At 36.5% G+C, this 20,901-nt stretch carries 16 protein-coding genes and 1 tRNA gene; 6 read left to right on the forward strand and 11 right to left on the reverse strand.

What is annotated here, in order from left to right; all coding sequences use genetic code 11:
• The first annotated feature begins 39 nt into the window (after nucleotides 1–39).
• Entirely contained in the window at nucleotides 40–675 is a 636-nt protein-coding gene (locus ACWITO_RS13555; protein ID WP_448530528.1) for an MBL fold metallo-hydrolase, read from the forward strand.
• 3 nt (nucleotides 676–678) lie between these two features.
• Here the strand turns inward: ACWITO_RS13555 and ACWITO_RS13560 are convergent, their stop codons facing one another.
• Nucleotides 679–1,977: a serine hydrolase domain-containing protein gene (locus ACWITO_RS13560; RefSeq protein WP_448530529.1), complete on the reverse strand. Its 1,299-nt coding sequence runs from the start codon at nucleotides 1,975–1,977 to the stop codon at nucleotides 679–681.
• A gap of 113 nt (nucleotides 1,978–2,090) precedes the next feature.
• On the opposite strand from ACWITO_RS13560, the gene ACWITO_RS13565 reads away from it, so the two are divergent.
• The gene (locus ACWITO_RS13565; protein ID WP_448530530.1) at nucleotides 2,091–3,059 is read left to right on the forward strand and encodes a glycosyltransferase family 2 protein; all 969 of its coding nucleotides are present in this window, start codon (nucleotides 2,091–2,093) and stop codon (nucleotides 3,057–3,059) included.
• A 60-nt stretch (nucleotides 3,060–3,119) separates the two neighbouring features.
• Complete coding sequence (locus ACWITO_RS13570) at nucleotides 3,120–3,878, forward strand: FkbM family methyltransferase (protein WP_448530531.1); 759 nt, start codon at nucleotides 3,120–3,122, stop codon at nucleotides 3,876–3,878.
• Between the two features lie 3 nt (nucleotides 3,879–3,881).
• On the opposite strand, the gene ACWITO_RS13575 is transcribed toward ACWITO_RS13570, so the two are convergent.
• The 7 genes from ACWITO_RS13575 to ACWITO_RS13605 form a co-directional block, all read right to left on the reverse strand.
• The gene (locus tag ACWITO_RS13575) at nucleotides 3,882–4,577 is read right to left on the reverse strand and encodes an FkbM family methyltransferase (RefSeq protein ID WP_448530532.1); all 696 of its coding nucleotides are present in this window, start codon (nucleotides 4,575–4,577) and stop codon (nucleotides 3,882–3,884) included.
• A gap of 3 nt (nucleotides 4,578–4,580) precedes the next feature.
• Entirely contained in the window at nucleotides 4,581–5,438 is an 858-nt protein-coding gene (locus ACWITO_RS13580; protein ID WP_448530533.1) for a hypothetical protein, read from the reverse strand.
• Nucleotides 5,439–5,440: 2 nt separating this feature from the next.
• Entirely contained in the window at nucleotides 5,441–7,303 is a 1,863-nt protein-coding gene (locus tag ACWITO_RS13585) for an ABC transporter ATP-binding protein (RefSeq protein WP_448530534.1), read from the reverse strand.
• Nucleotides 7,304–7,331: 28 nt separating this feature from the next.
• The gene (locus ACWITO_RS13590; RefSeq protein WP_448530535.1) at nucleotides 7,332–8,465 is read right to left on the reverse strand and encodes a site-specific DNA-methyltransferase; all 1,134 of its coding nucleotides are present in this window, start codon (nucleotides 8,463–8,465) and stop codon (nucleotides 7,332–7,334) included.
• Between the two features lie 35 nt (nucleotides 8,466–8,500).
• Complete coding sequence (locus ACWITO_RS13595; protein ID WP_448530536.1) at nucleotides 8,501–9,283, reverse strand: hypothetical protein; 783 nt, start codon at nucleotides 9,281–9,283, stop codon at nucleotides 8,501–8,503.
• A 12-nt stretch (nucleotides 9,284–9,295) separates the two neighbouring features.
• Complete coding sequence (locus ACWITO_RS13600) at nucleotides 9,296–10,693, reverse strand: NADH-quinone oxidoreductase subunit N (RefSeq protein ID WP_448530537.1); 1,398 nt, start codon at nucleotides 10,691–10,693, stop codon at nucleotides 9,296–9,298.
• A gap of 113 nt (nucleotides 10,694–10,806) precedes the next feature.
• A complete protein-coding gene (locus ACWITO_RS13605; protein WP_448530538.1) occupies nucleotides 10,807–11,607 on the reverse strand; it encodes a hypothetical protein in 801 nt (266 codons plus the stop codon).
• Nucleotides 11,608–11,780: 173 nt separating this feature from the next.
• Between ACWITO_RS13605 and prmA the strand changes: the two genes are divergently transcribed.
• Nucleotides 11,781–12,611 (forward strand): 50S ribosomal protein L11 methyltransferase, encoded by an 831-nt coding sequence (prmA, locus tag ACWITO_RS13610; RefSeq protein ID WP_448530539.1) that lies wholly within the window; start codon nucleotides 11,781–11,783, stop codon nucleotides 12,609–12,611.
• A 205-nt stretch (nucleotides 12,612–12,816) separates the two neighbouring features.
• On the forward strand, nucleotides 12,817–18,612 hold the full coding sequence (locus tag ACWITO_RS13615) for a hypothetical protein (protein WP_448530540.1): 5,796 nt from the start codon (nucleotides 12,817–12,819) through the stop codon (nucleotides 18,610–18,612).
• Between the two features lie 35 nt (nucleotides 18,613–18,647).
• Here the strand turns inward: ACWITO_RS13615 and xerD are convergent, their stop codons facing one another.
• A complete protein-coding gene (gene xerD, locus ACWITO_RS13620; protein ID WP_448530541.1) occupies nucleotides 18,648–19,544 on the reverse strand; it encodes a site-specific tyrosine recombinase XerD in 897 nt (298 codons plus the stop codon).
• Between the two features lie 104 nt (nucleotides 19,545–19,648).
• On the opposite strand from xerD, the gene ACWITO_RS13625 reads away from it, so the two are divergent.
• Nucleotides 19,649–19,722, forward strand: a tRNA-Ala gene (locus ACWITO_RS13625).
• Nucleotides 19,723–19,812: 90 nt separating this feature from the next.
• Here the strand turns inward: ACWITO_RS13625 and ACWITO_RS13630 are convergent.
• A complete protein-coding gene (locus tag ACWITO_RS13630; RefSeq protein WP_448530542.1) occupies nucleotides 19,813–20,124 on the reverse strand; it encodes a nucleotidyltransferase domain-containing protein in 312 nt (103 codons plus the stop codon).
• Nucleotides 20,121–20,591 carry a nucleotidyltransferase substrate binding protein gene (locus ACWITO_RS13635; protein ID WP_448530543.1) on the reverse strand — a complete coding sequence of 157 codons (471 nt, stop codon included), beginning with the start codon at nucleotides 20,589–20,591 and terminating at the stop codon, nucleotides 20,121–20,123. The genes ACWITO_RS13630 and ACWITO_RS13635 overlap by 4 nt, the downstream gene beginning before the upstream one ends.
• Nucleotides 20,592–20,901 lie beyond the last annotated feature (310 nt).

Below are 20,901 nucleotides of genomic sequence, written 5' to 3' on the forward strand. Positions count from 1 at the left end.
CAAAGGAAAAAACTTTTTAATTTCTAATTTTGATATCCAATGATACAAATTGTCAGTTTTGTGTTTAGTCCTTTTGCTGAAAATACCTATGTTTTGTACGATAATACGCAAGAGGCTGTTATTATTGACCCCGGTTGCTACAACAATGCCGAAAGAAAAGCATTACAAGATTTTATTGCTGAAAAGAACTTAAAGATTGTCAAATTATTGAATACGCACTGCCACTTAGACCACGTTTTTGGTAATGAGTTTGTCAAGCAGACTTACAATGTAAAGGCTTACGCTCACGAAAACGAGGATTTTAATTTAGGCATTTTGGAGGCTTCGGCTCGTATGTTTGGCATTGCTCGCATAGAAAGCACTCGCACAGATGTATATCTGAAAGAAAATGATGTAGTAGAATTTGGTAATTCAGCTTTGCAGGTGCTTTTCACACCCGGACATTCGCCTGGGCACGTAGTTTTTTACAATGCCGAGCAGGGATTTTGCATCAATGGAGATGTACTTTTTAGAAATAGCATTGGCAGAACAGATTTGCCCGGCGGTAACCATCAAACCCTAATAAACGCTATACGCAAGGTAATGTTTGCTTTGCCTGATGATACTACCATTTTCACAGGACACGGCGAGCCTACTACCATTGGTTTTGAAAAAAAGCATAATCCGTTTTTGTGAGGGTTATTTGATGAATTTGAACAAATCCAACTCTTTGAACTTTACTTTTTGTAAGGCTCTTGTCATAAAGCCTTCTATTTCGTAAGGGAAAAAGGAGGCTCGCCAAGAACCTGTATTCGTGATTACCACCCAAGCAAAGCCATCGCTACGGCGAGTAAGTGAAATATTGGTGCTGGCAAGGTTGCCTGTACGCCACCATTTTTCGGGTGTGATTTGCTTCCAACCCAAAGCCTTTTGTATTTGCAAGCTATCGGTAGTTTGGAGTGTCATTTCGGCAATGCTTTTAGCAGTTAAAAAGTCTTTGGGATTTTCCCAAGCATCAATGTAGCTCAAAAAGCGTAACATATCTACTGAACTGGCTATCCAGCCCCCAGCGGCTCCCAAACCCTGAATATAAGTACCTTCATAGGCTCTTGAAGCTGAATCGTGTGGGGCATAAATAGAAAGATTTTTGGGGGTATTTGTCGCAACATAGTACCTGACTTCGTGAGGAAAACGCTCTTTGTACCTACTTCTACCGATACGCATACGCCTGATTTGCATTTTAGCTAAAACAACTTCTCGCATAAAAGTTTCATAATCTTTTCCCGAAACCTCTTCAATGATTTTTCCAAGCAAAGCATAGCCAAAATTAGAGTAGTCGTAAAAAGAGCCGGGCGGGAAAACCTTTTTTTGCGATAGCATAAAACGCATTACGCTATCAAAGGGGGGCGGAGAAGGAGTTTTCATAATTTGAGCAATTTGTACAGGCACAAACATTGGGTCGGTACGGAGATAGTTCCACCAGCCTGCGGTATGAGTAAGCAAGTGCCTGATAGTGATGCCATACATAGTGGTATCGGCAATCCAAGTGTTGTAACGCTTCAAAATGCCGTTTTTCCCGAATACTTTGCTATCCAAGTTGAACTTGCCTTGCTCTACAAGGTGCATAATGCCTACGGTAGTGATGAGCTTGGAGGCACTTGCAATGCGAAAAAGATGGTGCGGCTTTACAGGAATTTTTCGTTCTTCATCTGCCCAACCAAAACCTTTGGCATACACGAGCTTGCCGTAGTAAGAAATGGCTATACTCATTCCCTTAATTTCCCACTGACGTATAAAATCCCAAGCCATACTATCCAGCAGAGCTGTTTCGGGGGAGGAAGAAAGTACTGCGAGGGTATCGTAATTGATTTCTTCGGTGTCATCAATATCACGGATAATTTTTACAGGTTTTTGAAGCGAAGGCTTTTCTTGATGAGAAGAGCAACTCACAAATACAAAAACTATCACCCAAGATAACAGATAAACCAAATTCTTCATATTTTTGCTTACTCAATTCTGCAAAAGTAATACAAGACAAGAAAATTACAAAAAATTTGGTTTTGGTTACTTTTTTCTAACATTTTGAAAATAATCAATTTTTAGCTTGATATATGGCTTTTAGTTTATCGGTAGTAATACCCAACTACAATGGAGTAAATCTACTTGCTCAAAATTTACCATACCTATACAAAGCACTTGAAAGTTCTTTTGTAACTGATTTTGAAATTATTGTAGCAGACGATGCTTCAAAAGATAATTCCATTGATTTTTTAGAAAAAAAATTCCCTGATATTATTATTGTTCAGAATAATAAAAATGTGGGCTTTGCTTCTAACATCAATTCAGGAATTTTCAAGGCAACAAAAGACCTCATTTTTGCAATGAATACTGATATTAGATTGGAAGAGGGATATTTTCTGCCTTTATTTCGTTATTTTGAATATTCTGATACTTTTGCTGTAATGGGGAAAGTCATTGCTTGGGAAAATGACGATTTGCAAGACTCTGCCAAATATCCTGATATGTCTTTTTGGAGTATTAAAGGAACTAAAAATTATTCCATTAAAGGTGAGAAAGTGGAAAAAATGTATTCTTTTTTTGCGTCGGGGGCTAATATGCTTGCTGACCGAAAAAAGCTAATAGAACTAGGTGGTTTTAATGAACTTTTTAGTCCTTACTATGGAGAAGACCTTGATTTAGGCATTACGGCTTGGCGAGCAGGATATAAGATTTATTTTGAACCTCAAGCTGTTTGTAGGCATTTGGCTTCCTCTACCATAAAGAAAGAACCTTCTGAAAAAGTTAAAATAATAACCAAACGAAATAAATTTATTTTACATTATTTGCATTTTGAAAAGTTTGACTTGTTAATTTATTGTACAAAACTAATTGCCTACTTTGTTTTGAAGTGTCTTGTTTTTGACAAATATTTTATTCGTGGGTTTGCCCTTTTTATCAGTTCTCTAAAAGAGATTAGAAAAGTTAAAAGATCTTTACAAAAACACAGGAAAAAAAGCATTAGAAATGTGGTAAAAGAAATTGAGAATAGCTTAAAGGAAAAGAAAATAGAAATATTTTAACACCGCCGAAAAAACTCTGCAAGTGTATAAAAACATTTTGAAAAACAAATATTAACTTTTATGCTAAAACGCTATTACAATCTCTTGAAAAATGTAAAGAATTGGCACAAGTATTTTGCCATAAAGAATAACCCTGACAAGTTTTTTCTCATAAAGGGAAGAGGGGGAGTAGATTTTTGGATTATAGAGGAGATTTTGCCGACATTTAAGGAGATTTATATGGAAGATGTATATGATATAGCTTTTATCAAACAACATATCTCAACAGAATCGCCTGTTGTGGTAGATATTGGAGCGAATGCAGGTTATGCGGCAACTTTCTTTTTTAGTCATTTTCCGAAAGCTCGTGTTATTTCTTTTGAACCTTTACCTACTAATTTTGAATTGCTTTCAAAAAATCAAAAACAAAATGCTTTTTTGAATTGGGAAGTTATTTGCAAAGCGGTAGGTAAAGGTAATGGAACAATATCGCTGTTTTTCCAAAAATCCAAAGGGCTTACACCTGTTTCGAGCATTTACGCAGATTTTGATAAAAATAATCAAGATTGTTTGGAGGTTGAAATGATTTCTTTGCCTCAAATTTTTCAAGATTTTGGGCTTTCTAAAATTGATTTGCTTAAATTAGACTGCGAAGGTGCTGAATACGAAATTTTGTATCATACTCCCCAAGAGTATTTCAATAGAATTTCTTGCTTGCTAATGGAAACTCATTACAGAAACGACAAAAATGAAAATAAGGAAGCATTAGCAAATTTTCTGCAAAGCGTTGGCTTTCAAACGAAAATACTAAAAGAAATGCTTTGGGCTTGGAGAAAGTGAGGTTTAACCTTTGAATAGTTTTTTTATAGGTTTTTTGAGTTTGATAAGAAAAAGCTGTATTTTTTTCAATAATAATTGCAACTTTTCAAATAAACTGATTTTAAAAACATCTTTTTTGACAAAAATAGTATCGCTATCGTCCTTATACCACTCCACGTAATTATTGGTTTTTGCCCAATGTAAAATTTGCTTGATGTTGGGATTGGTATAGTATTTTCCGTGGGTTTCAACGGAAAGGATATTCGGTCTGCTAACCATATGTTTGATAACATACCATTCTGCTCCTTCAATATCAATGCTAATCAAATCAAAATCACCTTTTTCTATTTCATTGAAAGTAACACATTTTACGACAACCGTAGAAGTTTGTTCCTTTTGGCAATTATCATTCACAATGGCGGGGCTTTTGTCCAGAACACTTACAAATGTAGAAGCCTCTCTTTTGCAGAGTTCTATTGTGCCGTTGAAGTCAAAAATAGCGGTTTCAATAATTTTAACGTTGGGGTATCCAGCAAAAAAACTTCTGATTTTAGAGGCATATTCAGGGTCGGCTTCAATAAGAGTTGTAGAAATACCCTCTTTGATAAAATCCATCACATTAGACTCCTCTGGGTAATATACCCCCACTTCACAAATGTTTTGGGGATTATACTTTTTAGCTTTTAGCTTTCTAAAAAAACGAATAGCCCCTTTATTCATAAATCAAAATATTAGATGCTTAAATTTATTTAAATTCTCTTTGACGTATTTAGGAAAAGGTATCTCGGTATTAAAAATATCAACTCTTTCAAAAAACTCATTTTCGCTAAATAGTGATTTGCCTGATAAAATTAGTTCTTTTACTTTTTGCTCGTTTTTGTAAAAATCGTTATTAAATTCGGGGTGAGCAAGTGATTCCAACTTTTTAATAATACGTTCCATTCCTCCCATATAGCTAAAATGCCAGCCGCCTTGATGAATTATTTTTACTTGCGGCTCTGCTAAATCGCGTTGCAAGCGAGTTTTTTCAATGGTTTTCGTTTTGCTTTTCAAATCTTTGTACGAAAGCATTACACTGCCTTGCCACCAACCAAAGCCATTTTCGTTGATTTGGGCTTTGGCTTTTCCTTCGTAATCGTTTATTTTTTTGCAAATATTATTCAGGAAATAGCAGGCAAAATACTGCCGAAAAACTTTGATGCCTTCGGTGTAGGCATATTCTTTTACTTTTTCGGCTCGGGGTATTTCGTCTAAATCTGAAACAATGATAACATCATCATCTTTGCAGTTTTGTAGCCCTAACAAGATATGCTCTTTTTGGTGGTCGTCATAGTCCCAAGGGGTAGGTACTCTAAATTTTTTCCAAAAAGTGGGATATTTATCAACAACAATGTGAATAATCTTATGCTCAAAATCCTTAAAAAGGTGTTTATTTTCTTGGAAATATAAAGGCTTGGGTTGCTTTTGGAAAGTACGCGTAGCTTCTACAAGAACAAACTTATCTACTACGTCATTGAGTTCATTCAGACGAATTTCTAATAGTTCTAGCTCATTAAAAAAGGCAAAGCAATCGTAAATCATCATCAAATAATTTTAGTTTCAGCGGTTGGCGTATAATCTTCAATAATTTCGGCATTTCGGTACAATTTGGCATAGAGGCTCTGCGGCGTGCTGATAAGCTCTTGGTGCGTGCCTCTTTCTATAATTTCGCCTTTATCCAATACCAAAATTTCGTCAGCTTTCTGGATAGTGCTAAGCCTATGGGCAATTACCAAAGAGGTTCGCTCCCGCATCAGTTCGTTGAGAGCTTCTTGCACAATTTTTTCGGATTCATTATCTAGAGCCGAAGTTGCTTCATCTAAAATCAGGATAGCGGGGTTTTTCAATACGGCTCTTGCAATGCTTATTCGCTGACGTTGCCCACCTGAAAGTTGAGAGCCTCTTTCGCCAATATTGGTATGATAGCCTTGTGGGAGTTTTTCAATAAATTCGTGGGCGTGAGCAATTTTTGCCGCTTGTATCACTTCTTCCATTGTAGCTTCTGTACCAAAAGCGATGTTATTGAATACTGTATCGTTGAATAGTATTGCTTCTTGGCTTACAATGCCCATTTGTTTGCGAAGCGAGTGCATAGTGATTTCTTTGATGTCGTAGCCATCAATTAAAATTCTGCCTTTTTGTACTTCATAAAAACGGCAAAGCAAGTCGGCGATAGTAGATTTTCCACTACCCGAAGCTCCTACAAGGGCTATCATTTTTCCTTTGGGAATAGTGAAACTAATATTTTTGAGTACCCACTGCTCGTTCCGATAAGCAAAACTTACATTTTCAAAAGTGATTTTTTCGTTGAAAGCGGGTAAGGTTTTCGCATTGGGTTTATCCTGAATTTCAGGTTTTATATCAATCAGTTCAAAAATTCTTTCAGCAGAAGCTACACCTCTTTGAATGTGGCTAAACATTGTGATAATTTCTTTGATAGGCTGTGTAACTTGCGATAATATTCCTAAAAAGCCAAAAAATTGGGACGCAGTAAGCGATTTATCGCCTTGCAAAATTAAATTTCCTCCATAAAGCACTACACCAATTACCAAAGCCACCCCCATAAACTCGGAAAAAGGTGAGGATAGCTCTCTTTTGTAGCCAATGCTTTTTACCAAGTAGGTATATTTTTCATTTTCTACTTTGAACTTTTGTTTTACAAATTTTTCGGCATTGAAAGCCTTGACAATCCGAATACCACTGAAAGTTTCGTCCATTATGCTCAAAACCGTGCCAATCGTTTCTTGTACTTGCTTGGATTGCTTGCGAAGTTTATTGACAAGCAAGGCAACAAAACCACCTGTAAGTGGAATGTAAATCAATACAAAAAGTGTGAGCGAAGGAGAAATGTAAAAAAGGGCAACAAAGTACAAAATCAGTAGGATAGGTTCTCGGAATAAGGCTTTGAAAGAGGTAGTTAGGATAAATTCCACTTCTGCTACATCGGAGGTCATACGCGAAAGGATATTACCTTTTCGCTGTTCGGTGAAGTAGCCTAAATGCAGTTCAAGGGTTTTCTCAAAAACTTCTTGACGAATCTTTCCAACCAAACGAGCTTTTAATTTTTCTAAAACTCTGATAGTTAGATACTTGAATAAATTTGCAAAAAATACCGAAGTAACCACAAACAAACACACTTTCCATAGCAAACTAACTGCTCCTTCTTCGTAATAAATTTTCGCTTGCCAATACTGAAAAGTTTGCACAAAATACTCAACAGAAAACTCAAATGCAGGAATTTGCCCGATAGCTTGGGGTTTGTTTTGGAAAAGTATTTCCAAAACAGGTATAATCATTGTAAAATTGATAAGCCCAAACAGCGATGCTAAAAGCGAGGTAACAAGAAATACAACAATAAACTTCTGTATTGAGCTAACGATTGTAAATATGCGTAAGTAGGTTTTCACGATACAAATTTATTCAGTAAAATGATGTTTATGATATTTGCTGGCATTTAATTTTTTCGTAGAATGGTTTGGTAGAAAATATACTATCAGCGATATTATTTAATTTTTGTGTGCAAATTTGGATAGCTTGCTCCGATTGGTCAATACCTATCCAATTTCTTTCTAATAGATGTGCTGATACAAGTGTTGTCCCCGAACCACAAAAACAATCTAATACATAGCTTTGAGGATTTGATGAGGTTTGAATAATTAAATTGAGCATATCAGCATTTTTTTCCGTAGGGTAAGTAGGGTATTGTGGGTCTTTGAAATCCCATATATCCTGAACTCTTTTGCCCTCTTGTTCATCTAAATATATTTTTTTTCGGGGGTTACCTTTTTCCGACCACTCAATTAGCCCTTGGCTATCCCATAGCTCCAAAGTAGCAACATCTGTACGCCAGTGTCTTCCTTTGGGAGGTAAAATTCCCTTGAAACTCAAAGCAGTTTTTCCATTCAGCGTTTCGCCAGGTGCGTGTAAGGGAATTGTTGTGTATCTTCTGCCGTTTTTGTCTATTTTAGGAAAAAGTTTTGTTTTATCCTCTTCGCTGTAAGGTAATTTAGGTTCATTCCAAATAGGATTAGCCCCTTTTGAATAAAACAAAACCATATCTTTGATATTTCCATAAGCTTTTCTTGCAAAATTTTTAGGATTACATTTGATACGTGCTATGTCGTTTCTAAAATTTTTTGCTCCAAAAATTTCGTCCATAATAATTTTCACATAGTGTCCGATTTTGTAATCTATATGTAAGTAAATAGAACCTTTTTCAGAAAGCAGATTTTTCAGCAGAAATAATCTTTCTCTCAAAAACTCCAAAAATTCGGTTCCTGTTAGCGTATCAGCGTAAGCGAGTTGTCCATTTTTTTCAAAACTAATGCTATTAGCTCTTTTTTCAGAAAAGATGAACTTATTATTGGTAGCAAAAGGAGGGTCTATGTATATTAAATCTATTTTACCTGCTAAATTTTGTTTTTCTATAAGATGCTTTAAGGCTATAGCACACTCACCCCAAATCAGTTTATTAGGGCTATTTATATCATTTTGTTTAATGAAGTTACTATCACTGATTTTTTGGTAGATTTCTTTTTCTGTTTTTTTGCCAAAATATTCTATAAACATTATCAAAGATTTTACGCAAAAATACGAATAAATATTCAAACTTGATACAAAAATTCCCTTAACAACAAGGCACTCATTATGTTTTCATTTTTGTATTTATTGCAAATACTTTGATAGAGCTTGTTTTCACCTTTGATATACACTACTCCATCAAGGATAGCAATGGTAATGACCTTATCAGAAGTTACTCCCAATATTCTAACAGCGTCTTCAAATTGAGCGTTTTGGTGTCCTCCAAAATCTGTCAGGAATTTAGCTTCGCCAATAATGTATTTTTTATTGAAACGAGCTACAAAATCAAGCCCTTTATAGTGTTCATAATTACAGATTTCTTTGACAAATAGTTTTAGTTCTTGGTCGCTCCCGTCTAAAATAGCATCTTTGTCTGAACTGATAAAAGATTCAAAAGGAATAGGCTCTATGCCCAATGATTTTTTGTTTAGCCATCTTCGGAAAAGCGGTCCGATTTGTCTATTAGTTTCTTTGGGTTCAGAGCATTTTTCAAAAATTTTATCAAGCCCCATTTCATATAATCTGCCACAAATACGATTGATAGTTTTAGGATTTCTTTCTATGGCAGAAGTATCTCTTTTCAGGAAAGCTACATAGCTATCTTTGATTGGGAATAAATCCAGCTTCAGAAGTTCTCTGATTAAACGAATATTATCTTGTTGATTGAATGCTATTTCTACATTTTGCCAAATATCTTGGCGTATTGTTCTAATTCCTTCGGGAATAGTAGGATACACCTGAAATAAATCATCAAGATAAGCCCTTTGATTAGCATACTCTATACTTAGTTCAAGCCAAGGACTCATTTGTAATTTTTATTACATCAATCCCAAAACCCAATTTGGGAAAAGTCCTAAAAGTACAGTCAGCAGGGTAGTAACCAAGAATACAACAATGTATGGGGTAGATACTTCAATTTTTACAACTCCCTCGCGGTTATGTGGTTCTTTCAGATACATTGCAATAATTACGCGGAAATAATAATATAAACCTACTGCCGACATCAGTGCCGCAAGTACCATAATTTCGTACAAACCTCTCTCATAAGCACTCACAAATACCCATAACTTGCCAAAGAAACCTGCTGTAAGAGGTATGCCTGCCAGCGAAAGCATAGCGATAGTCATTACCAATGCTAAAAAAGGATTGGTTTTAGCCAAGCCATTGAAACTTGTGTATTCCTCGTTGTGAGTTTTTTCAGAAACCAATAAAAGCACTCCAAAGGCAGAAACCGTAGCCAAAGAATAAGCCAAAGAATAAAAAATAATAGCCGATAAACTTCTCTCATTGAAAGCCGTAACGGCAAGGAGCAAATATCCTGCGTGAGAAACACTTGAAAAAGCCATCATTCGCTTAAAACTCTGCTGATTGGCGGCGGTAATATTGGCAATGAGCATTGTAAGCCCTGCCAAAATAACAAAGCTAATTTGCCAATAACTATACGTAGGCACAAAAGCTGATGAGAGTAGTTTGTAAATAGCCGCAAAACCTGCTGTTTTTACAATAGTAGCCATAAAAGCGGTAAAAAGTGTGGGCGAGCCTTCATACACATCGGCAGTCCAGAAATGGAAAGGAGCAATAGAAACCTTAAAAAACATTCCCACCAGCACTAGCATTAAACCCAAATAAAGCATCGGTGAAAGATTGGCATTGCTTTGTGTGTATTTTTGCAATTCGGCAAGTGAAAAACCACCCGAAGCTCCATAAAGCATTGCAACGCCAAACAGAAAAATGCCTGTGGCAAATGCTCCTTGCAAAAAATATTTCATTGCCGCTTCGTTGGAACGCAAATTACGCTTTTCCGAACCCGCCAGCACATACATTATGATAGAAACAATTTCAATTCCTACAAAGAGCATAAGTAGGTTTTCATAACTTACCATCATTATAGCACCCACCAAAGAAAAAAGCATAAGAGCATAATACTCTGCGGGTTGGGCTTCTTTGTTTTGAATATAATGCTGTGAGAGAGGAATAATCAGTGAGGCAGTAAGAAGCAAGATAAGTGAAAAAAGCACAGCACTTGGCGAGGTAGTCATCATTGCATTGTTGATGACTTTGCCCAAGTCCAAAGGGGTATTCCATTCGGTAAAGGTGGCTACAAAAGTAAGCACCGCAAACAAAACCGCCGCACCAAAAAGCACCTGACGATTTTTCAGAAAGCCTAAAAACAAATTCACTATGCCAAAAACTGAAAGTAAAATGATAGGTAGCATTGCTTTGGGGGTTTATTTTTAGGTAAAAATATTTTACTTGCCCAAAATAATAGAATTTTGGGCGAGTAGTCAAATTTTTTGTAAGAAATTTACGAAAGATTTGCTCTTGAGGCTTACTCTTTCTTGAATTTTAGGTAGGTGGAAAAGCCCAACGTGAAGTAATAAAAATCTCGGAAAGGTTTATCAAAACTCATTCCTGCGAGTACATCAAACTGATAACGGTTATCAAAGATATACATAGAACCCACATTCAAGCCGTGTGTGTGGTTATCGTTATTGATAGGAAACAAAGATGAGCCATAATATTCTACAAAACTATACACCCCTTGGCTTACTTTTCTGCCTACCCCCAAAGTATAAGCCCATAGCAGTTCGTTTTCGTTATTGAAATTACGATGAAGGTCTAAGCCAAGATTAGAAAAAGCGTAAAAATCTTGTGAAAAATTGTATTGCATTAGAAGTTTGGCATAGTGCCTTTGGGTAATATTTTCCAGAGAGTTGGGGATAGGAATACGGCTTACCCACATAGCACTCATTGAAAATTTAGTGTTTTCCAAATTATTGAGCCGATATTTTATGCCAAGGTGCATTGGTTGCCAAAAAGTGTTTCGGGCTTTTAGTTCGTTGTTTTCAAAAAAACGGCTAATTTCAACTTCCTGCCCCAAACGCAGTTCCAACTTATTGGTAAGCCCGTAACGTAAAAAAAGATTAGGCAAATGCGTATTAACTCTGAAAGGGGCGACTTGGTTGGTGCTTCTGAAATACCCGCTTTCTATGATGAATATGTTTTTGGGAGTGGTTGCCGCCGAAAAACTCACCGTAGGGCGGTCAGTGGCGATTTCATAATCTTCATTTTGAGCCCAAACACTATGAGCGAATACTACAATAGCAAAGATTGTCAGAAGTTTTTTCATACAATTTGGTTTTTTTTCAAAAGTAGCTTCAAGATTTCCAAAGCAATCAATAGACTTTATCAAAGTTGCCATTTTTTTTATGAAAATAGAACTAAATTTTACAAAAGGTTTTGAGGGGTTTTTGGGAAATTCAAGAAAAAATCTTACCTTTGGAAATAATTTGAAAAAAAGCAGTGTTTGTAGAACTTATTGTAGAGGCAAATCCTGAAGCCTTTGAAATTTTTATTGCAGAACTTGCCGATTTGGGCTACGACTCTTTTATGGAAGAGCAAGACACCCTGAAAGCGTACATCTTGGCTGAAAATTTTGATGAAGAGGCTATCAAGATGCTACAAATTGAATATGCGAAGGTTTATCCATTTCGCTATACTTTTTCAAAACTGGAAAAGATAAATTGGAATGAAACTTGGGAGAAAAACTATGAGCCTGTGGAAATAGCAGATAAGGTGCGTATCCGAGCCATTTTCCACGAGCCTAAATCCCAAGATTTTGAATACGAAATTATCATTACGCCTAAAATGTCTTTTGGTACAGGGCATCACGCTACTACCAGCCTAATGATAGAAAATCAGTTAGAAATCAATCATCAGGGGAAAGCCGTTTTGGACGCAGGTACAGGTACAGGTATTTTGGCAATAATGGCAAAATTTTTAGGAGCAAGCTACATAGAAGCCTTCGATACAGACGAATGGGCAGTAGAAAATAGCCGTGAAAATATTTTACTTAACGATTGTTCAGAAATAGTTGTTTATCAGGGTGATATTTCGGCAGTTGATACCCAAAAGCGTTTTGATATATTGCTGGCAAATATCAATAAAAACGTTTTGCTTGCCGATATACCTGCTTACAGCCAACTCCTGAAAATAGGTGGTTTTCTGCTTTTGAGTGGCTTTTACGAAGAAGATTTAGCAGATATTCAGCAAAAATGCAAGGAAAATAATCTGCAATTTGTCAAAGAAAAAAACAGAAATAAGTGGGTTTCGGCAGTATTTGAAAAGGTTTGAGGCGAAAATATTCAAATTTTGAGGTATAATTTGCAGCAGAGAAATAGGAAACAAGAAGCAGGAAACAAGATTTTAGAAAATAGATTTCAGATAAAAAATGAAAGTTAAAGCCCTTAAAGGCTTAAACTTCAAATAATGAACTTTTTGAACGTAAATAATTACAAATATTCAATGAACTAACTACGCTGATTTACCAAAATATTCTATGAAAAAGTTTTTATGTCTTTTTTGGGTGTTGATGTGGGTTTTGCCAAGTATTGCCCAACGCTTCTCAGCAAATCCTGATGAGTTTATTGCTCAATTAGATAAAGAACTTCGTTTGGCTCGTCAAGAAAAATTTGCAGAGCAGTTTCGTTCTACTTGGACAAGGGGGAGTTTTACGGCTTCACAGCAAGAAAAAATCATCAACTTAGTAAAAATAATCGTAAGCAAAGGGGGAGGCATAGGTACTCACGTAAAAACATTTCTTTCGGCATTAGAAAACGGACTTGATAATCAAACCGTGAGTAGCTCGCAGATAGATAACATACTTTCGGTTGCAGAAAAGTATTTTACTAAAACCAATTCGGGGCAGATTTTTAATTTTGCCAGCTCATTGCATAGCTTACTTACTTACAAAGCGTTGCATTTTTCTAAAATGCATCGTTTGTACGTAGATGGCGGTTTTGAGATAGTCTATGCCGATTCTGTACTTCGCAAACAACACGCTTGGTTTCAGGGTTGGCAAGAAGCTCAGCCCGAACCAGATTCTTTGGGTAATATTAAACCCTATCCGCACCCACTTGTAGCGGGTCCTGTGGTGCTTTTTCCTAAAACGAACCTCTATCTTGTTTCGCCATACGACTCGGTAAGTATCAATCAGACTAAATTAGCTTTTCTTTTTGAAAACAATCATATTGTAGGCGATGGGGGACGTTTCTCTTGGGAAAGTTTGTATAATAAAGGCAATGTAGATTCTGTGGCTTTGGGTAGTATTGCCCGTGCTCAAATTTATGCTGATTTTAGTCGTTACAGCCACCAAGTAAGCGACTTGCATTTTGATGCTGATAATGTTACTCTTACTTATCCTACCAAACTCAAAACGCCTGAAGTGGGTAGGTTTGAGTTTTTTAGCGAACAACGCAAGAAAAACCAGTCGATTCGCTACCCCAAGTTTGTTTCTTATGATGATAAAGCCGACCTAACTAATATTGGGGAAAATATGCAATACTTGGGTGGAATGAAATTGGAAGGCTTTAAGCTATATGGATACTCTCCTACAAGCCGCCCCGTTTGTAGGCTATTGGTGTATAAAGATGGGCAAGTTAAGTTTCACGCCAATTCCAAACAGTTTTACTTGGGTGAAGACCGAATTTATTCCAAAAGTGTTTCTTTTGGTTATTATGTAAGTGGCGAAGATTCGCTTACTCACAGTAACGTTTCTTTAAGCTATAACAAAGTAAAAATAGCTGGAGATAGTACGCCTGTGGGTGTTTTCAAACTTTACAAAGACAAAGTCAATGATGATATTCCCTTTATTGATGAATATCATAAAATGTACATTATCGCTGATTTGGCACTCTATAACCCCGTTAAAAATACCATAGATTTTTACATTACAGGAGCCAAAGATAAAGTTCCCGCTTTATTTGAATCTTTCAAATATTATGATGAAGATCGCTACGAAGAACTACGAGCCGAATATAGCTTTCACCCTTTGCGAATGGTAGATTATTATGCAAAAAAGTATGGGACAAATAACTCGCAAGGAGTTCGCGAGTTCAATATTGAGGGAGCTTTTGCAATGGAATCTGAAGAAAATTTGGATAAGAAAAAAGCCAAAAATAACTCTTTTACCAATATCAAATTAGATGTTATCAAGCGGGTACTTACAAGGCTGGCAAGGGAAGGCTATGTAGATTATGATGAATATACAGGTAGGGTGGCGGTTCTTAATAGAACAACCCATACCATTGATGCCTATGAGTACAAGCGAGCTATGGATTTTTTGGAAAAAAATCCTAAGAAAAAATTGCCGAAGTATATGGAGCCTTATGCTAATAAGGATTTTGACGATATGCTCATTCAGTCCATTTCGCCCCGTGATGCCAGCAAAGATAGCGTTTTGAAGGACACTACTAAATTTCATTTTACCAATGGTAGAATTTTATACAAAAAATTAGTGGGCAAAAATATTCTTATTACCAAGCGAGTTTTTCGACCTAAGCCTGATACTACTGCCAGCGAAAACCCCCAGTTCCCACAAGATACGCTTATTACGCTTACCGATACTTTCAGAATAGATAAGTTTGAGGAAGTCAAGAAAGTTGCTCTTACCGAAGAGTTGGAATTGAATAAACTTAATCCTGATAAATTTTTTCTTTGGGAATTAGAAGGGCTTTTTTCAATGTCGGAACGGAAAAAAGGTCCTGCTATGCCGAATGCCTCTGTATTGCCTGATGGTGGTGGTATGGTCATTAGAGGAGTGGATAAATTCGCTATCAGCAAAAAACTAAATGTGTATTTTATACCCAAAAATAAGGAAGTAAAAATCTATGGAGCAAGTAACTTTTTTATGGAAGAAGGAGAGGTTACGGTAGGAAATTTCAAGTTTATTGGAAAAAATTTTATGCTTCCTTATGATGAGTTCAAACTTACAATGGAAACCTTGGATAGTGTGGTTTTCATTGTGCCAGATCCCAAAAACCCTGATATAAAACACGAACTCGGAGGAGAAATTAAATTCAATGCAGGAGATTTGCTTATTTCGCACCCTAATAATATTTCGGGGCTAAAAAAAGGACAAATTCCCGGCGGGAAGAAAGGCGAAGTATATGAAGCCTATCCCAAACTAAAAATTGCCACAGGAGGAAAAATTTATTTTGATGCTTTCTATCGTCAAAAGTATGCTTATCACAAGCATCAAGCCTATTTTGAAATTCCGAATGTGGAGCTAGATAGCCTTACTACCAAAATGCCCAAATTTGAAGGTACTTTCCACTCTAATATGTTTCCACCTATCAAAGAAGTGCTTGTACCTATCTACGACCCCAAATATACAGGGGTAGAATCTCGTTACGCTTTGGGATTTGTGCATAAACTCAAAAAACCTCTTAAACTTTATCATACCCAGGCTGAACTTACCGCTGACTCTATCGTAATGTATAAAACGGGACTCGTTGCCACAGGTAAGAAACTGGAAATTAAAAATCATAGCTACAGCGTAAAAGCTCCTTACTTTTTATTTACACCCGATTCGGTTGTTACAGCAAAAGCAAATATTGCAGTAAAGCAACAAAAGGTAAAAAATACTTTCTATCCCGAGGCAGTGGGCGAAGATATGAAACTCACTTGGTACACTTCTCGCTTTGCAGGGAAAGATACTTTGAAAATAGATAGTCTTACACTTCGTACCGCTCCCGATAAGTTGGCACGTATTTTTGATGAGAAAAATCCCGCCAGTTTGAAAGGAACATTAGCTCTTACTCCCGAAACACTATGGGCTATTGGAGAATTTAGACGTAAAGATTTCTTTATGCTTGCTCCCAAAGGGGCTTCTATTTCGCCTCAAAGGATTTACACTTTGCAAAATCCTGAAAATATCGTAGATTTCAAGGTTTATTCTACCGAAATAGACCCTTTTGCCAAAGAGCAAAACGATATTTACAAACCTATTATTGATGCCAATGCGGTATTTGTGGATTTTGATTTGAAAAATAACATCTGTAAAATTAGCAATAACCCCACTATAGCCCAACAAGACCCCAATTACGAATTTATCGGCTTCCCTTATGCTCAATTCAAAACTTCTATCCGTGAGGTTACTTGGAATGTAGGTAAAAAAGAGGTAACTATGGTAGGAGATGAAAATACTACTTTCCGTTCCACTCACTACGAAGAAGAGGAAAACGCACCCAACAAAGACCTTTTGCTCAAAGCCTCTAAGGGTAAATACGATATGAAAGACCTTAACAATCCTGTGTTAGACCTTGAAGGGGTGTCTTATATTTCCTCTGCCGATGCTCGTATCATTCCCGATAAAAATAAAGTAACTATTTCAAAAGGGGCTTCTATTCAGGAGCTAAAAAATGCAACAGTTATTTTAGATACGATTAGCTTTCATCATACACTCATCAATGGAAATATTAAAATCAATCATAGAGAAGATTTTGAGGGTGATGCGACTTACCGCTACGTAAATGCCGCCAAAGATACTTTCAAGCTCAAATTTGATAGATTTGAACTGGTAGGTAGCGAACAAATCTCTGAAGCAGGTAAAACCAAAGTTAAGCGTAAAAGGAAAAAAGGAGAGAGCGAAGATACTTTACAAATTCCCAAACGCTATACCCAGTCGCGTGGCGAAGTACGTGAAGAAGACAACTTTTTTATCAAACCACGTATTAAATTCAAAGGTACGGCAGAAATGCTTGCCTACAAAAAAGATTTAATTTTAGATGGCTTCATTCAAATTCAGTTGCAAAGCAAGAAATATGGCAACTACTGGATACCCTACCAACGCGATGCGGGTGATGTGTATGTAGAATTGGACGAAAAAACCTCTTCTGAAGCTGACTTAATTACTACGGGCTTGCACTACACCTATGAAGAAAATGGAAAGCTCTATACTACTTTTCTTTCAGGCAAGAAGGGAGATAATGATAGCGATATGTATCTTGCCAAAGGTGTTTTTACTTATACCCCCGAACTCAATGAATTCAAAATCACTGATAAAGCTCGCTTGGAAAAAGAAAGCTATGAGGGTACGTTGCTTACACTTGATGACGAAAAAGGCATCTTGGATATGCAGGGTAAGTTTAAGCTCGTTGATGAAAAACTACAAAAATTTGTGCTTTCGGCGGGTTCGGCAAAGGTAAATCTCAAAAAAGATGAGTACGAATTTACACAAATGTTTGCTTTTGACCTTTCCAAAGCCAAATCACCGCTTTCGGGAGTTGCCGATTTGTTCAAGTATGCCAAAATGGACGGCTCTGCTGGCGACCAAGCCTATAGTTCTGATGATGCCTCTCTGATGAGTCGCCTTGCTGAAATTGTTGGAAACGATAAAGCCAAAAAATATGAAAATCAGGCAAGAACTAAATATCACCCACTTTTGCAAGCCGATAAGAAAGTCTTGGGTAAAGGTTTGGTGCTTTCGCAAGTAAATCTGAAATGGTCGGATACCACAAATAGCTTTTATAGTGTTGGCAAAATTGGCTTGGCAAATATTTTGGATAAAGACGTCAATGCTATGGTAGATGGCTTTATGGAAATTCAGAAGTTAGAGGACGGCGATATTATCAACCTTTATTTAGAACTTACTCCCGAGCAATGGATTTTCCTTTCACTTACGCAAAATACGCTTTCTGGCGATTGTTCTATACCCAAAGTGAATAGTGCTTTTGAGCGGGGCAAAAAAGCGAAATCTGATAAAGAATTAGGTTATGAACTTGCTGATGATATAGCCTTAGAAACATTCAAAAGACGCTTTAAGCAATATTATTTGGACAAAAAATTTGGTGCTGTTCCTGATGTAGAGCGTAAGCAAAAAGAAGAGGTAGAGGAAGAAACAGACAAAAAGTCTAAGAAAAAATCTAAAAAGAAAAAGCAAGAAGTAGAAGAAGAAAATGAGGAAAATACTGAACCTCCAAAAGAGGAAAAACCCAAAAAAGAGAAAAAATCTAAAAAGAAAAAGCAACAAAACGAGGACGAGGAAGAAATCACTGATGAACCCATAGAAAAAACAGAAACTAAACCTGAACCTAAAAAAGAGGAGAAAAAGGACAATAAAGACGAGAAAAAAGACGAAAAGAAAGAGGAGAAAAAGGACGAGAAAAAAGACAAAGATAAGCCCAAAGACGAAAAGAAACCTAAAGACGAAAAGCCCAAAGAAGAGAAACCTAAAAAAGAGAAAAAAGGCAAAAAGAAAAAAGGAGAAGAGGAGGAGGAAGAAGAGCCTACCGATGAAGATCCCAAAGATGAAAAGAAAAAAGATAAAAAGAAAGACGATAAAGACGGATTTTAGCAAATGGTGCGGTGCTATGAAAAGCACCGCATTTTTTAGCTTCGGGGGTGATATTGCAGAATGGTTTGACGAAGGTAGTCTTTATCCAAATGCGTATAAATTTCGGTGGTAGTGATGGATTCGTGTCCGAGAATTTCTTGAATGGTTCGCAAATCGGCACCACCTTCCAAGAGATGAGTAGCACAACTATGCCGAAACGTATGCGGACTGATATTTTTTTTCAGACCAATTTTTTGAGCCAGTTCCTTGATAACCATAAACACATATACGCGTGTGAGTTTTTTACCCCTTCTATTGAGAAAAACGTAATTTTCGTGTCCTTTGGCAATATTCAGGTGTCTGCGGATATGTTCTACATAAATTTGCGTATATTTCATAGCTTCACTGCCAATGGGAACAAAACGCTCTTTATTACCTTTGCCTACTACTTTAATAAATTCTATATCAAAATACAAGTTAGAAATTTTAAGGTCTATGAGTTCGCTTACTCGCAAGCCGCAACTATACAAAACCTCTAACATAGCACGATTGCGAGTACCTTCGGGTGTGGAGTGGTCAATGGCTTCTAAAAGGGCTTCAATTTCGTGATATTCCAGCGTATCGGGTAATTTTCGTCTGAGTTTGGGGGCTTCTATCAGGTAGGCGGGGTCTGTGGAAATAGCCTCTTCGGCAAAAAGAAATTTGTAAAAAGCCTTGATACCCGAAAGAATACGTGCTTGCGAAGTTTCGGCTATTCCTAATTCATTAAGATACAAAATAAATGTCTGAATTTGTTGCGTGCTGATTTTTTCAGGATTTTGCCAGTCTTTTCCCAAGGCAAAGTCTTGGAACTTACTTATATCTCGCAGATAGGCTTCAATGGAATTTTCTGAAAAGCCACGCTCCAATTTCAAATAACTTCTGAACTGCTCAATGTATATTTTCCATTGCATAAGCTACTTTTTGCAATAATACAAAATCCTGAACATTGAAATAAATTTTTGCAAAAAATTTGCAAAGCAATTTTTTTCTTGCTACATTTGCAACCTCAATTCTTGGGGCATTAGCTCAGCTGGCTAGAGCGCTACAATGGCATTGTAGAGGTCATCGGTTCGACTCCGATATGCTCCACAGAAATAAATGCCTGATAAGTTATTTGCTATCAGGCATTTTGTTTTTTCTAAAATTGTTGTAGAAAGTTAAGATGAGTAGTAGTTGTACTCAAAGAGCATTTGGCTCATAAAACACTATTCCTACGTTGTCAATGTGTTTGAGCAGGTCAGGATTTTTTATTTGCTTGTATAAAGAAATATCTATTTTGTAGGGTAAAAGCAAATCGTCCAATTCATTTTCTATGGTTTGAAGAATATGGAAAGAAAGTTTATCGCCTAACAGGGTGAGGTCTATATCGGAGCCCAAACGATAGTTCCCTTTTGCCCTTGAACCATAGAGAATAGCTTTTTCTACTTCTCGATGTTTGGCAAGCACTTGTTGAATGGCAAGAATGGTTTCTGTTTTTAGTCCGTAGTTCATTGTGCTTCTTTTTTGTGCATAGCTGATATTTCCTCCATACGTTTTTTGAACTGTAAAAATTCGGGATAGTACTGCTGGACTATTCTAAAAAATATCTCCTCAGCAGTATCCTCGTTGTAAGTGTGTGAAGTTTTATTTCGGCTGATAATCATATCCATCCAAACTTCACCATTGATAATAAGCCCTGCGGCAAAAGCTTCTCGGGTGGCATCTTTTGAGCCAAAAATATTAGTATTTCCTGCCTCTTTGAAAAAATCTTTCATCACATTCCACGCTAACTCGTGTGTATATTCAAAGCGTTGGATAAGCCCTTCCTTTATGATGTTTTCTAGAAAATCATCATCTTTAATTTTTTGATTATCAGTTTTTAGATACTCCTCTGCTTTTAGTACTGCTTCTTGCAGTTTATGAAACGCTTTCACAAAGTTATTAAATCTTTGTTGCCAGCGTTTGTCGTTGGTATTCATAGTTTTTTAGATTTTTGCGATATTGTAAGTGTAAAAAGTGTTTATTCAAAAATATTTTGCAAGCCAATTTTTAAATTATTTTGTGAAAACAGAATTTTTAAGGGGTAACTAATTACAAAACAATCAGCCTTTTGCAATAATAGTTTTTTTTAGCGACTTTTCATAGAAAAGAGCAATTTATTAGGGGAAAAAACTTGGCTTTTTATTCTTAAAATCAGTTAAATACAATTTGATACTTTTTTGTTTGCAACTCTGCAAAAATTATCTTATTTTTAACGTGAGTTAAGCGGCAATATCTTGAAAAAGTTCA

This window comes from Raineya sp., from assembly GCF_053497555.1.

Coding starts and splice junctions, on each gene's coding strand:
- ACWITO_RS13555 (WP_448530528.1), top strand. CDS start 40: ATGATACAAATTGTCAGTTTTGTGTTTAGTCCTTTTGCTGAAAATACC.
- ACWITO_RS13560 (WP_448530529.1), bottom strand. CDS start 1,977: ATGAAGAATTTGGTTTATCTGTTATCTTGGGTGATAGTTTTTGTATTT.
- ACWITO_RS13565 (WP_448530530.1), top strand. CDS start 2,091: ATGGCTTTTAGTTTATCGGTAGTAATACCCAACTACAATGGAGTAAAT.
- ACWITO_RS13570 (WP_448530531.1), top strand. CDS start 3,120: ATGCTAAAACGCTATTACAATCTCTTGAAAAATGTAAAGAATTGGCAC.
- ACWITO_RS13575 (WP_448530532.1), bottom strand. CDS start 4,577: ATGAATAAAGGGGCTATTCGTTTTTTTAGAAAGCTAAAAGCTAAAAAG.
- ACWITO_RS13580 (WP_448530533.1), bottom strand. CDS start 5,438: ATGATTTACGATTGCTTTGCCTTTTTTAATGAGCTAGAACTATTAGAA.
- ACWITO_RS13590 (WP_448530535.1), bottom strand. CDS start 8,465: ATGTTTATAGAATATTTTGGCAAAAAAACAGAAAAAGAAATCTACCAA.
- ACWITO_RS13595 (WP_448530536.1), bottom strand. CDS start 9,283: ATGAGTCCTTGGCTTGAACTAAGTATAGAGTATGCTAATCAAAGGGCT.
- ACWITO_RS13600 (WP_448530537.1), bottom strand. CDS start 10,693: ATGCTACCTATCATTTTACTTTCAGTTTTTGGCATAGTGAATTTGTTT.
- ACWITO_RS13605 (WP_448530538.1), bottom strand. CDS start 11,607: ATGAAAAAACTTCTGACAATCTTTGCTATTGTAGTATTCGCTCATAGT.
- ACWITO_RS13615 (WP_448530540.1), top strand. CDS start 12,817: ATGAAAAAGTTTTTATGTCTTTTTTGGGTGTTGATGTGGGTTTTGCCA.
- xerD (WP_448530541.1), bottom strand. CDS start 19,544: ATGCAATGGAAAATATACATTGAGCAGTTCAGAAGTTATTTGAAATTG.
- ACWITO_RS13630 (WP_448530542.1), bottom strand. CDS start 20,124: ATGAACTACGGACTAAAAACAGAAACCATTCTTGCCATTCAACAAGTG.
- ACWITO_RS13635 (WP_448530543.1), bottom strand. CDS start 20,591: ATGAATACCAACGACAAACGCTGGCAACAAAGATTTAATAACTTTGTG.